The sequence below is a fragment of the Halodesulfovibrio oceani subsp. galateae genome (genome assembly GCF_055397225.1).
This window is the reverse complement of the sequence record NZ_AP042453.1, coordinates 683,197-696,592: the sequence shown is the minus strand read 5'-3', so window position 1 is coordinate 696,592 and position 13,396 is coordinate 683,197. Positions and strand designations below refer to the sequence as shown.

Genomic DNA, 13,396 nt, shown 5'->3' with positions numbered 1-13,396 from the left:
ATCTTATCCAAAGGGGATGGTCTCAAGTATATATGGGCGCGTAGATTTATTATCTTTTTTTGATTTTTGTTGCCTTCGGCGAGTAGGCGGGCTCCGCCCCCTACACCCCCGCAAGGGGACACTGTCCCCTTAACCCCTGTTATGGGTTTTTGTTTTTCTAGGGGACTATTAATCTAGTCTTATAATGAAAATTTAAGGAGGGCTACTGGGGCAAAACAGGTAAAAAGGCATCGACCACAAGGCTAGGTTTTAAAAATATCTTTAAAGCTTGCTGCACGTCAGAGTTGTAACGCCCTAACGCTCGCAAGCCACAAATAAAATTTCATAAATTTACAAAGCGGCTACTCTCAAAACAATGACGTGAGGTGCACCAAACAGTGCCTACCGGACAAAAAACTCCCCTAAAAGGGGTCAAGGGGACAGTGTCCCTTTGCGGATGCAAGGTGGAACCTGCCCGCCGGAGGCAACCGTATCAAAAACTAGAACCGTCCATCACAATATCCTATTACTTGGAACACCCATGTTTTTTCATAAGCTCATACAGATGCCCACGCGAAACACCTGCAAGGGTATGCGCTTGCTTAATATCACCATTGGTGTGCAGTAATAAGCCTTCGATGTATTCTTTTTCTTTGATCAGACGATGTTCTTTTAACGACTTAGGCACGAACATGCTAACAGATGATACTGGCGAAGATGCACCCATGGAGTGTTGAGATGGTGCGAAAGAAAAGGGTTCTGTAGCTGGTGGAGCATCAAACTTTTTACCTAATTGTTTGTCTGTCTCCGCTCTGGCAACACTTACACGTAATTCAACAGGAAGATGGGTGCTGTAAAGCACGGACTCCTGCCCTACTGTGGTGCAGGCTCTATCCATACTATGGATAAACTCGCGGATGTTTCCGGGCCAATCATATGCCATGATGGTTTCCATGAAATCGTCAGACACCACTTTTACTTGCTGCCCGTGTGATTCAGCACGCTTATCGAGCCACCATGTCACGAGTTCCGACAGATCTTCTTTGCGGTCTCTGAGAGGTGGCAACGTAATAGAGAGTCCACGGAGACGGTACAAAAGATCTTCGCGGAAAAGTCCGAGTCGAACCATCTCTCGCAAATCTTTGTTTGTTGCGACAACTAAGCGAAAATCGCTCGTAATTTCTTTCGTTGCGCCTACTGGACGAAACCGTTTTGTTTCTAAAACTCGTAGGAAAGCACTTTGCTGCTGCATCGGAAGCTCGCCGATTTCATCAAGAAACAATGTGCCGCCGTCGGCTGCTTGTAGCACCCCTTCTCGGTCAGCGGTTGCACCTGTGAATGCGCCCTTTTTATGCCCGAACAGATGGCTTTCAAGTAATGTTTCTGTGAACGAGGCACAGTCCAGCGCCACAAAAGGCTTGCTTGAACGGCTGCTGTTATCGTGAATGGCGCGACTGAACAGCTCTTTACCGGTTCCCGTTTTCCCCTGAACGAGTGTATTTACAGAAGTTGCTGCTGCCTGCGCTACAAGATCAAGCGCTTGCATCAACGACGGGCTACTACCGATAATTTCATCTCGCTTTAAGGACGACTTCAGCTGCTGGCGTTTTTGCTCACGAAAGGCAAGCACTCGTGTCAGTGAGCGTACAATGTGTTCCACAGTAAACGGCTTACGCAAATATTCCCATACACCGTGACGCACCGCTATTTCTGCATCGTCAGGCGTTGCATGCCCTGTCATTATGATCAATTCAGGACACGATGAGGCAAGGCGGATGTCATTAATAGACTCAAGTCCGTTCCCGTCGGGCAGGAGTACATCGAGATAAATAACATCAAAGCAGGTTTCTTTAGCTGTTGCTAATCCCTCTGTTAAATTTTCTTTTACTACAACGTCATGCCCAAGGGAGCCAATGACTTCAGACAGCATTGTGCGGATTAACAGCTCGTCATCGATAACAAGAATTTTAGCCACGTTCCACTTCCTTTATAGCATCTGCGATTGCAACACGAGTTTGCGTCATAACCGTTGTGAGATTTGAAACGGCTTTGCTAATACCATGGCTGGTGCTCTGTGCATTTTTTGAAGGCGGCATATCATCTGGCAGTATTGTACTATTCAAACCATCGTCAGAGTCACCGTACGCTTCAACAATAGCACGACAATCAGCCTCTATGACCTCTGCGGCGTCCTGTAACGCGATGGCACATAATAGCCCTGCTGAATTCTTAATGGCGTGAGCGGCAACCATGGCACCCTGCCAATCCTGCCCGTTTACGGCCTGTTCGAGATTCGCTTCTTTTTCTTCTGATTCTTGTAAAAAACTTGAACATAATATTGTGAACAACTTTGTGTTCCCCGCCATTGCTTCCATTGCTTTTTCCACGTCCAGAACAACCAATGCATTCACCTCGTCTTTAGAATCAGTATGAAGCTCTACAGTGACACTGGAATCATCGTGCTTTTCAATTGAAGACTCTGCAATGTTCTGCACGGCATGAGAAGTCGAATTATCTTCCGCAGAGCCAACGACAGTCTCGCCCAATACCTCTTCAAGCACATCGAGCAGCCCTTGCGCTTGTAGCGGTTTGCTCACGTAATGGCTCATACCAGCACGCAGAAAACGCTCTCTGTCCCCATCCACAGTAAAGGCAGTTACCGCCACAATGGGAACATCCGCCGCAACGGCTAAGTCGTCACGTCTTCGTATTTGCTGTGTTGCCTCAATGCCGTTCATTATCGGCATCTGTACGTCCATAAATATTATATCGACACATCTGTGTTGCAGAAGGGACAGTGCTTTTTCACCATCCTCAGCAAGCAAGATTGTGTGTCCGTGCGATTCCAAAATTTTCTGAATATAGACCCTGTTCAGCGAGTTATCGTCTACCGCAAGAACAGTATATCCAGCAGGGAGTGTTGAGTTGCCGAACAAGCCGAGACAAGTCTTACCATCGTCCAGCAAGCGTTCATCTTCGTCTGGTAGTGCAAAGGGAATTTCAAACGTGAAGGTTGAACCAACACCGAGTTTACTTTTTACCCAGATGCGTCCATCCATCATGCCGGTTAACTGACGTGTTATAGACAGTCCTAGTCCTGTGCCCATACGCCCGTCTTCCAAGGCGGCTTCGCCTTGGGAGAAACTGTCGAAGATGGTGGAGAGGTGAGACTGTCTGATGCCTATGCCTGTGTCCCGAACAGAGAAACGTAACGTACAGATGCCGTCTTTTATTCCCTGATTACGGATGGCAAGCGTTACTGAGCCATGCTGTGTGAACTTCACACTGTTTCCAAGTAAATTCCCAAGCATTTGCCGAAGACGAAATTCATCTCCAATCAGCTGATCCGGCACATCGTCCATGATCACACTTTCCAAAACAATGTCTTTGCGAGAGCAAGCAAAACGCACCATATCCAAGCTCTGTTGTACTAGGCCGTTCAGAACAAAAGGACGTTCTTTCAAGAACATTCTGCCGGATTCGATGCGGGAAAAGTCAGTAATATCGTTTACAATTTCTAAAAGATTGCTTGCTGAAAGCTGTAGCAGCGATGCGTATTCTTCCTGTTCATGCGCTTCCGGCTTCATGCGCAACAATTCCGACATACCGATAATACCGGTAAGCGGCGTACGCATATCGTGGCTCATGTTGGCAAGAAACATAGATTTAATTCGGCTTGCTGTTTCAGCTTCATCACGTTTGCGGATAATCTGCACAGCACTATAGCCAAAGCCGACAAAGCCGGTAATTCCGACCACGAGAAAAACCAAGCCCATGCGGTCTAAGTTCGCATCTGCCAATAGCAGTAACGGATTTGCCGCAATGGAAACACTGATCCCCCCGCGAATGTCACCCTTTACAGCAGCATCTGCACCATAATGGCACTGTATACAGGAGGATGTAGCGTACAACGGTGCCATATATCGGTACGTCGCCTTGTCAGTTCCTTTCGCAAGATATTCAAAGCGCTCCGACTCACCATTTTTAAAAGCAAGAAGTGCACTCTTCTCCCACTCATCCGCAAAGTTTGCAGCACGCTTGGGTTTAAGGCTGGTAATATGGAAGGATACGCCTGAACTTGTGGACATAATTTCAGACAACTGGCGGGTCATGTAGGCAGGATTGATCTTTGTGAACATTTTCCCGTTCACAGTAACAATATCCCGATCTTTCCCTTCTAAATACGGATTCGGTTTAACTGAGCCGGTCACCTCTACGTACACGCCTCCATGCGTAGAGTTCCACTCCCGTGTCGTCACAACCTGACTGAAAAAGGCTTTAGCCTGCCGCAAAGCAATCTGCTCAATATGCTGCTGCTCACCCATTACAAACCAACTGAACAAGGCAATAATCAGCCCTGTCCAGAGCAGTAATATTACGCCTGGAAAGAATAGAATCTTTGTCTTCACCGCACACCCGCTTCAGAAAAATATGACATCTTTTTCAGATTTATCTGAATTATTGTCAGATTTTTCTGACAAACTCAATAGCGTCAACCCGCCCCATTTATTGATAAAATCATAAGACTACAGAATATAAAACAATTTTATATTGCCAAAACATTCACAATTGCTGGCACGTTTCTTGGAATCATTTTCATAACAACATGACTCAGAAACCTGAGGGTAGCGTGTGCTCCACGCTCAAATTCTCTCCGGAGAACCCCTCTCTACTAACTGTTAAGGGGGTGATTTAATGCCTGTAAAGGCAGATGTAAGAAAAAAATCAAGGCGCAACATCTGGCTCAGCGGAGCCATAATGGGTGCTTTGCTGACAGTCGTCAGTGTGCTTGCATCTGGCTACATGGTTGAAGCAACCAATACAGATACATTCTGTGTGAGCTGCCACGTTATGAAACCATTCCAGACTTCGTGGAAGGAATCAAAGCACGGCGGGATGAACTCCAAAGGGTTTCAGGCGCAATGCGTAGACTGTCACCTGCCGCATGGCTCCTTTGTGGAATATCTCACAGCAAAAGCAATCACCGGAGCATCTGACGTAGTCAACAACATGCTTATTGATCCGTACACATATGATTGGGAAGGCGCTGCCGATCGTAACCGTACTAAATTTACCTATGATAATGCGTGCCGCAAGTGTCACGTTAACTTGTTGCCTAAGGAAATTTCAAAAGGCGGTCTTATCGCTCATAGAGATTACTTACGCGGCGACAGCGGCAAAAAGTGTGCAAGCTGCCACGAGCATGTAGGCCATAAAAACATGCGAATTCACACTAGAGAGTACTTTGCTACTAAAAAGTAACAACGCATTATACCGATTATTCTTAAGGAGGAACGTGTGAGGACATTTCTGCATAAACTTACGCTGTTAAGCATTTTTGTAGTCTGTGGAGTTATTATGACTGCACTTGCTGCCAATGCTGGCGTAGTTGGTGAAAAGAAACTTGTAATAAAACGTGGCTATACCAAAGAAGCTGCGTCTTGTATCGAGTGTCACTCTGTTAAAACACCGGGCATTATTCACAGCTGGAAAAACGGTCGCATGGGTAGCGCTGCTATCTCCTGTTACGACTGTCACGCAGTAGAAAAAGATTCCCCTATGGCCAGCCAGTGTGAGGGCCTTAGAGGCACAGACATTTACATTTCCCCAATGGTTTCCGCAAAAACTTGTGCGCGTTGTCACCCGCACGAAGCAGAAGAGTTTTCTAAATCTGCTCACGCTAACCTTGCCGGTAAACCAATTATCGAATCCGAAAAGTTCAAAAAGCTTATCTCCACAGAAGGTGCAGACTTCCTTGGTGAGAAAAAAGGCTCTATGGTAAACCGTGCTTCAGGCGCTGGCGGTTGTCAGGCTTGTCATGGTACCGAAGTTGAACTTGGTCCGGACAACAAACCTGTAAACATGACATGGCCTGGCGGCGTTGGAACACGCTACCCTGACGGCGGCATTGGTAACTGTACTGTATGTCACACCCGTCATCAGTTCTCTGTTGCAGAAGCTCGTAAGCCGGAAGCATGCGCTTCCTGTCACCTTGGCCCTGACCATCCACATATTGAAATCTACGAAGAGTCCAAGCACGGCCAGATCTTCAACGCCCACGGCGACGAATGGAACTGGGAAGCTGCTTCCGGCGCATGGCAGCCGGGCGACTACACTGCTCCTACCTGTGCAGTATGTCACATGAGCGGTATCGGCACACTTGAGTCTACCCATAACGTAACATCACGTCTCAAATGGGACCTCGTTCATAAGCGTTCTGAAATCCGTACCGGCGAACGCGGTGACGGCATTGAAGGCGACAAAAAAATGCGTCAGGTATGTGTAAGCTGTCACGGCGCAACTCATATCGAAGCACAACGTCAGCTTCTTGATAACACCGTTGCTCTCTACAACAAGTACTGGGACGGCGCTGTTAAAATGAAGAAAGAGCTTGCCGAGAAAGGTCTGCTCAAAGAAGACAAGTGGAAAGACCCGTATCAGGAACTTATGTACTACCTGTGGCACCATTGTGGTCGTCGCGCTCGTCATGGTGCAGCCATGAACGGCCCTGACTACTCACACTGGCATGGTTTCTTCCAGGTGTTCCAGGTCTACAAAGATATGGAAGATCTCTACAACTGGCGTATTAAAAACAATAAAATTGAAGACCTCAGCCCAGTAATGAGCACCGGTCCAATTTAGTAGACTCCTCTTACACGGGTACCATTCTGGTGCCCGTGTCTTAACTATAGATGCTATGCAAAAAGGTTAGGACAGCTTCCTTGCCCTGATTCATGACAGCGTTGATGACAGTATACCCAGACATAGAACAAACCATGTTACCTTCACAGCACGTCTATAGTTGAGATTAATGAAAAGCAGGTACCCGCCCACACGGATACCTGCTTTTTTATCGCCTTTTCACAAAACAAAAGGAGCCTCTAACAGTTTATAGCCTATTCAGACTTTCGACCACGCCTAAGCAAATTAGGAATGCGACACTTCTGTCGAGTTAGTTTCAGTTTATCCGAACCAACTGCGATTCCTGCTACCAAAAATAAAACAAGCGCCAACGGCACATCAAAAATCATCATTAGTTACTCCACTTCGACTATGTATCAGTAATGGCTTTGCGCAGCCTATCTTCATCCTCATGTGAAAGTGATGTTTGCATCACATGCCCACCGCTTCCTTTCAACCGATCGAGAACACGACTTGAAGTCATTTTTGAGCTCAAAACAAACAAAGCAGAGGTTCCCGGAGTCAGTTTACCGCCAAGCTCTTTCATAAAACGGTCGCTAATCCCTACATCGCTTAAAGCACCGGCTGCGGCACCGGCACCAGCGCCTACCACCAATCCGAGTAGAGGATGCAAAGCAAGAAGCCCTATAAACACACCCCAAAAGCCACCACCGATGGCTCCTGCGGTTGTCAGTGTATGCATTTGGTGCAATTTAACTTTGCCATTCTGCTTATGGATTGCAATTGCGGCATCTTCGATATCAACGAGATATTCACCGGCCATCTTTAATAATTCAGCACGAACTTCTTCAGCACGCTGCTCTGTATCATATGCAATTACCACCAAATCAGCCATTCTGAACCTCCAAGCCTATTTTGATCATTGCAGCCAGAATACAGTGAGCACCAGCAAGGCGTTATGATAAGTACCAAGGCAAAAGCACAGGCAGAGCGCATAACTCTTTGCCCATAAAAAGAATATTGACGATTAACAGCATGGTTATTTTAAAATTAATGCCTACTGTAATGCCGTAGTCACTATGTTTCGGGACTATTTTTTGCACCAAGAGGATAGAACCAGCTCTCAACCTCTTTTCTTGCGTATTGTATTAGGATAACAATAGTAACAATCCGAAACGTAACCCATGCTATGCAACAAACAACTCAGATTTTTCGGGAGGAAGGAATTATGAAGCTAGGATATGTAACTCTTTATGTAGATGACATTCAAACAGCTATTACGTTCTATGAAAACGTACTCGGCCTTACACTCCGGTTCAAACACGAAAGTAACCTGTATGCAGAAATGGAAACCGGCAACACCGTTCTGGCTTTTTCCCATCATGACCTTGCAACACAGCTTGTACCGCAAGGCTACCAGAGAGCACATCCAGACAACGAAGCGCTTGGACTGCAAATCGGTTTTGATGTTGATAACGTAACCGAAACCTACCGCAAGGCTCTTGCAAACGGTGCCAGCACCGTGGACCCACCAGAAGTAAAACCATGGAACTTTGAATCAGCAATGGTCAAAGATCCAAGCGGCCACCTTGTAGAATTTTCAAAACCAGTACACGCAGTCAATCCTTCATAACTGCATCTCCGACAAAACGCCCATACAACCTATTTGTTGTATGGGCTTTCTTTATGGTAATACCAACTTATGAACATTAAAGATTTTTCCCAAGCCACCAGCCTGTCACCACACACCATCCGATATTATGAAAAAATTGGCTTGCTCAAAAACATTGAACGCAATGCCAGCGGACATAGAGTATTCTCAAAAAATGATCTTCTCTGGATGGATTTCATTACGCGCCTCAAAGAAACAGGGATGCCTCTCAAACAAATTCTCACATATGCCGACCTACGTGATCAAGGTGAGCACACTGCAACTCGCCGTATGCAATTGCTCAAAGACCACGCACAAGCTCTTGAAGAACGCCTGACCCAAGAAGCACTGCACCTAACGAAGCTTAGAGAAAAGATTGCGTACTACGACACACTCATTACTTCGAAAAAAGCTTGACCTAGAGTGAACTCTAACCTGTACGCTTGATGTTTGAAACCAAACATTCATCTGCAAAAGGAGAGTTCCATGAACAGTCAACGCTTTACATCCGGTTTAGAAAAACTTCACGAAATCGACGGCGAAGCAGGAAAAACAGTCATAGACAGCCTACAGTCTATTGCGCCTGATCTTGCCAAATATACCATCGAATTTCCGTTCGGCGACATATATCAACGTCCCGGGCTAGACCTTCAAAAACGAGAACTTGTAACCGTTGCAGCGCTTGCCGCACTCGGTCATTGTCAGCCACAACTACGCGTGCATACACATGGAGCGCTCAACGTAGGCTGTAAGCCGGATGAAATAGTCGAAACCGTTATTCAGATGGCTGTGTATGCAGGATTTCCGGCAGCCCTGAACGCTATGTTTACTGTGAAAGAAGTCTTCATCGAACGTGGCATAATTGAGGCTGAGTAGCACGCAACGTTATTGAGCCAACTGAGTCTGCGACAATTCTTTATTGAATTATGTTGCTTCCGAAGGCGAAAGTTATCCGTTCACAACGGCTTTCCCTGCTTTCACATCTCAAGAACACCTGCACGGCATCTCTGCCCCCTCTTAGTTCTCCTAACTCGTAACCACCCCATGTACCGCTTTAAAAAACAGGAAAAAGGGATGGAGAAAACTCTCCATCCCTTTTTTATACATTGTATTTGCTGAAAATATGTACTTATCTTTAGTCTTTTCTCGCTGGTTCAAAAGCGACTTTCATCCAAGCTCTAACACTTCTGTGCTCTCCCCATTAACATTTCGAAACATTACTCTCTAAAATATTATTATTTCTCAATAAGTCACTAGCAAAAGGCGTCTTAATCTATTATTAACCACCTGTTCATTATAAGGAAAGTAACAAACTTTACTTTTTACATTTTCTTTACAACTATTCAGGAATTCCAAATGGCTCTTTCACGTCCGAATATTACTATTTCTTTACTCGCTGTAGCTTTCGCAAGCATGATGTACGTACCACTATCACGTCTTACTCCTGCATATGCCCTTTTCGCTTTTTCATACTTAGTTCTCTTTAACTACAGTATCTTTTCAATCGCGATACGGCTCAAAAAAATTGTATCTATTCTGCTGCCAGTAATTTTCTGTATGAGTCTTGTCGGGGCATATTTGTATACGTTCCTGAACATCAAGATCAGTGACAACCTTCTCTTTCTATTATTAGAAACAACAACAGGAGAGGCAAATGAAGCCCTCACCCCGGGATTCATTCTTTCCATTGTCACTGCACTTGCCCTTTCCATAGCAGCACATATCGGCATAAAAAAATGTGAAAAACCACCAAAACTGAAATGGCCAATTATCCTACTGTTGCTGCTTATTCCTATCAATATTGCACTCTCAAAATTCAGCAAACATCCGGTAGCAAAACAACTACGTCCTGCTATCGCGACAAAATATGCATTCCCATTCTGTGTAATTGATTCTGTTGCCAACTTCTCAATCCGCTGGGTTCAGTACAAAACACGACCAAAACCACAAAGTTCTGCTTTGCTTGAATCGGAATTCGTATCCCAAAAGCAATCGGATCCGCTAACACTCATTTTTGTTATCGGGGAATCCGCAAGGGCTGACCATTTCCAAATCAATGGGTATGGCCGCAACACCACGCCCCGACTGGCAAAAGAAAGAAATGTCATCACATACGGTGGGATTAAATCATTTGCGGCAATGACACGTGTATCTGTTCCTGCCATGCTCACACCAGCGACAAGCAAAAAACCTACAATTACAACAAACTCTTTTCTCGATTTATTTGTAAAATATGGGTTCGCTACAGCATGGATTTCTGCAAACAGCCGTGTTGCCTTCAGCAGTGATATGCCAACAACTCGCATCATGGGCAACGCTCAACAGACCATTTTTCGTAATGACTTTACCACCGCCGACTACTCCGAATTCAGAGATGAAATGATGGTACCCGTAGTCCAAAAAGTACTCGCAAGCACACAAGGTAACAGAGTCATCGTAGTACATACCCGTGGAAGTCACTTCAACTATTCAACAAAATATTCTGAAAAATACCGCACATTCACTCCAGACAAATACAAGAGCTATTCCAATCTGGGCACAGTGATAAACGCCTATGACAACAGCATTATCGCAACCGATGGATTCTTAGCAAACGTCTATGACATGGTGAAAGAGCAAAACGCGCTCGTCATCTACTCATCAGATCATGGTGAATCTCTGGGCGAGGATGGCATCTTCATGCACGGTAACGACAAGAGACCAGAGCAGCGCAACGTCCCCTTCATTGTCTGGTACTCTGACAAATATGCCGAACTAAATCCGACATACGTTTCCGCACTCAAAAATCAAGTAGGCAAAAGGCTCTCCCATGATGTTCTATTCCCGTGGACTGTGAACCTCGGGGGAATTACACTCAAAAACACATCACTGCCTGTCTTGATTGCTAACTAGCCCGTTCTCACAGAACTTTTTTGAGAATTCTTTTTCAGGTGTTATTGCCTGCGGCGCTTTTGTTTTGAATTTTTGTGCCTTTGGCGAGTCTCCGACGGCTCCCCGAGGGGCGGGGCGCTGCCCCAGCACCCCGCGAGAGGGACGCCCTCTCGACTGCGAGGTTGTATTCCCCTGTTCTCTTGTGAGTAACTGTTAGGGGGGATGTCAGAGTAATTTCACCTTTTCTACTATCTATAAGACAACAGCAAAAAATATTACCTCATTGAAATATTCAACACGCTATCTACAAATCAAAAAAAGGATGGAGAGATCACCTCTTCATCCTTTTCCACTTTTCCACTTTTCCACTTTTCCACTTTTCCACTTTTCCACTTTTCCACTTTTCCACTTTTCCACTAGTAACTCTTTGAACTTAAAATAAAAACAAGACTGACAGCTAGATATTTCAAATTCATCTCCCTCCCTTCACCAATAAACTCCCACCATTCCTCCTCTCACAACCACCCCATGCAATTATTTGAATAGCCCAAAAAAAGAACAGCCCACATTCAGCGGACTGTTCTTCATAGAAACTACGTATAAAATTCAACGGGTAGTGCAAACTCGCAGTCGAGAGGGCGTCCCTCTCGCGGGTGCAGGGCAGAGCCTGCCCGTCGGAGACTCGCCGAAGGCAATAAAACGTCAAAACGAAAAGCTCTACTCTGGAGTAACGCCTGCCATCATAAGCCCGATTGAGTCGACTTTTTTGGTATCCGATTTTGGGAACTGGTCGATAATCCGTCCGCGGTACATAACTGCGATGCGGTCTGCGAGTTGCAGTGCTTCGTTCAGCTCTGAAGTGATGAGCAGAATACCTGCGCGCTTACGCACTTCAAGTAGACGCTGCCATACTTCTTCGGTTGCTGAGATATCAAGTCCCTGCGTCGGGTTTTCTGCAACGATGATATCTGGCTGGCGAAAAAATTCGCGCCCGATAACAAGCTTTTGCAGGTTACCACCGGAAAGCGAACGCGCATCTGCGTCGATGTGCCCGGGCTGTACGTTAAACTGCTCGACAATCTCTACTGTTTGATCGATTGCTTTGTTGCGATTTAAGAACGGGCCTGTTGTAAACGAATGACGCGTTGTGAGCAGGAAGTTGTCAACGAGGTCGACAAACTTACAAGTTGCAAGACCTTGACGATCTTCTGGAATGTAGGCGAGTGACCGCCCTTTCCTTGGAGGCCTTGGATAGAAGTCGTGCCAGTCCAATCCAAGGATTGAAACTTCACCTTTGATCGGCTTACGGAGTCCACAGATCACTTCTACAAGCTCTTTCTGACCATTCCCTGCTACACCGGCGATGGCGACAATTTCACCTTTCTTGACGGAAAGCATTATGTCTTCGAGTCCGTCGCCTTCAAGATCTTGTACATCCAAAACGGTTGCACCGAGTTCTACTGGCTGCGCATCAAGAGAAAGCTCAACGTCACGACCGACCATGCGATTTGCAAGCACGGTTTCGTTTGGAACATCTGCTTCTTTAAATTCATCTACCACTTCACCTTTACGGAGAATGGCGACCTCGTCTGCCACAGCCATAACTTCTTTAAGCTTATGGGAAATGAAGACGAGTGATTTACCTTGGTCTGCCATGCGCCACATGGCATCAAAAAGCTGTTCTGTCTCGGTTGGTGTAAGTACCGCTGTTGGTTCATCAAGAATAAGCACGCGGCTATCGCGATACAAAAGTTTGAGGATTTCAACGCGCTGTTTTTCACCCATGGAAAGAGAAGAAACAATTGCGGAAGGATCAATCGGCAAGCCGTATTGTTCAGCTAATGCTGCTACTTCTTTTTCCTGTTCTTTTGGATTGATAAGAAAAGCTTTTTCCTGACCGAGGAGGACATTCTGCGCCACAGTCATGGATTCTACCAGCATAAAATGCTGATACACCATGCCGATACCTGCTTTGATCGCATCTTTTGGAGACGCAAAAACGGTGGGGATATCATCTACGAGGATGTCACCGGAAGTCTGTTGAAATCTACCGGAGAGAATAGACATAAGGGTCGATTTACCAGCGCCATTTTCTCCAAGCAAAGCTTTAATCATTCCGGGGCGAATATCGAGATTAATTTCGTGGTTAGCACGCACTTTACCAAAATGCTTGCTGATGCCTTGCAGACGGACAAACGGAGTCTGCCCTCTAAAAGCGTCACGATTGGTTCGTTTATTAACGTATTCTGCCAC

Annotated in this window: 11 protein-coding genes; 6 read left to right on the top strand and 5 right to left on the bottom strand. The window is 45.8% G+C overall.

The genetic code is table 11. The annotated features are described in order from the left end of the window. Window positions 1-505: 505 nt before the first annotated feature. Both ACZ5V1_RS03065 and ACZ5V1_RS03060 read right to left on the bottom strand, forming a co-directional pair. Window positions 506-1,954 (bottom strand): sigma-54-dependent transcriptional regulator, encoded by a 1,449-nt coding sequence (locus ACZ5V1_RS03065; RefSeq protein ID WP_464390545.1) that lies wholly within the window; start codon window positions 1,952-1,954, stop codon window positions 506-508. Continuing rightward, window positions 1,947-4,388 (bottom strand): ATP-binding protein, encoded by a 2,442-nt coding sequence (locus ACZ5V1_RS03060; protein WP_464390544.1) that lies wholly within the window; start codon window positions 4,386-4,388, stop codon window positions 1,947-1,949. The genes ACZ5V1_RS03065 and ACZ5V1_RS03060 overlap by 8 nt, the downstream gene beginning before the upstream one ends. Window positions 4,389-4,674: 286 nt before the next feature. Between ACZ5V1_RS03060 and ACZ5V1_RS03055 the strand changes: the two genes are divergently transcribed. Together ACZ5V1_RS03055 and ACZ5V1_RS03050 are read left to right on the top strand one after the other, a co-directional pair. Further along, window positions 4,675-5,241 carry a cytochrome c3 family protein gene (locus ACZ5V1_RS03055; protein WP_464390543.1) on the top strand — a complete coding sequence of 189 codons (567 nt, stop codon included), beginning with the start codon at window positions 4,675-4,677 and terminating at the stop codon, window positions 5,239-5,241. A 96-nt stretch (window positions 5,242-5,337) separates the two neighbouring features. After that, entirely contained in the window at window positions 5,338-6,621 is a 1,284-nt protein-coding gene (locus tag ACZ5V1_RS03050) for a multiheme c-type cytochrome (protein ID WP_464390542.1), read from the top strand. Between the two features lie 254 nt (window positions 6,622-6,875). On the opposite strand, the gene ACZ5V1_RS03045 is transcribed toward ACZ5V1_RS03050, so the two are convergent. Together ACZ5V1_RS03045 and ACZ5V1_RS03040 are read right to left on the bottom strand one after the other, a co-directional pair. After that, window positions 6,876-7,013 carry a hypothetical protein gene (locus tag ACZ5V1_RS03045; protein WP_373794062.1) on the bottom strand — a complete coding sequence of 46 codons (138 nt, stop codon included), beginning with the start codon at window positions 7,011-7,013 and terminating at the stop codon, window positions 6,876-6,878. Between the two features lie 17 nt (window positions 7,014-7,030). After that, a complete protein-coding gene (locus ACZ5V1_RS03040; protein WP_464390541.1) occupies window positions 7,031-7,516 on the bottom strand; it encodes a DUF1269 domain-containing protein in 486 nt (161 codons plus the stop codon). A 333-nt stretch (window positions 7,517-7,849) separates the two neighbouring features. On the opposite strand from ACZ5V1_RS03040, the gene ACZ5V1_RS03035 reads away from it, so the two are divergent. The 4 genes from ACZ5V1_RS03035 (at window position 7,850) to ACZ5V1_RS03020 (ending at window position 11,164) form a co-directional block, all read left to right on the top strand. Further along, on the top strand, window positions 7,850-8,254 hold the full coding sequence (locus tag ACZ5V1_RS03035; protein ID WP_464390540.1) for a VOC family protein: 405 nt from the start codon (window positions 7,850-7,852) through the stop codon (window positions 8,252-8,254). A 69-nt stretch (window positions 8,255-8,323) separates the two neighbouring features. Further along, the gene (locus ACZ5V1_RS03030; RefSeq protein ID WP_464390539.1) at window positions 8,324-8,689 is read left to right on the top strand and encodes a MerR family transcriptional regulator; all 366 of its coding nucleotides are present in this window, start codon (window positions 8,324-8,326) and stop codon (window positions 8,687-8,689) included. 69 nt (window positions 8,690-8,758) lie between these two features. Then, window positions 8,759-9,148 carry a carboxymuconolactone decarboxylase family protein gene (locus tag ACZ5V1_RS03025; RefSeq protein WP_464390538.1) on the top strand — a complete coding sequence of 130 codons (390 nt, stop codon included), beginning with the start codon at window positions 8,759-8,761 and terminating at the stop codon, window positions 9,146-9,148. A gap of 480 nt (window positions 9,149-9,628) precedes the next feature. Then, window positions 9,629-11,164 carry a phosphoethanolamine transferase gene (locus tag ACZ5V1_RS03020; protein WP_464390537.1) on the top strand — a complete coding sequence of 512 codons (1,536 nt, stop codon included), beginning with the start codon at window positions 9,629-9,631 and terminating at the stop codon, window positions 11,162-11,164. Window positions 11,165-11,860: 696 nt separating this feature from the next. Here ACZ5V1_RS03020 and ACZ5V1_RS03015 read toward each other — a convergent pair. Next, window positions 11,861-13,396, bottom strand: coding sequence for an ABC transporter ATP-binding protein (locus ACZ5V1_RS03015; RefSeq protein ID WP_464390536.1), 1,536 nt, complete (start codon window positions 13,394-13,396; stop codon window positions 11,861-11,863).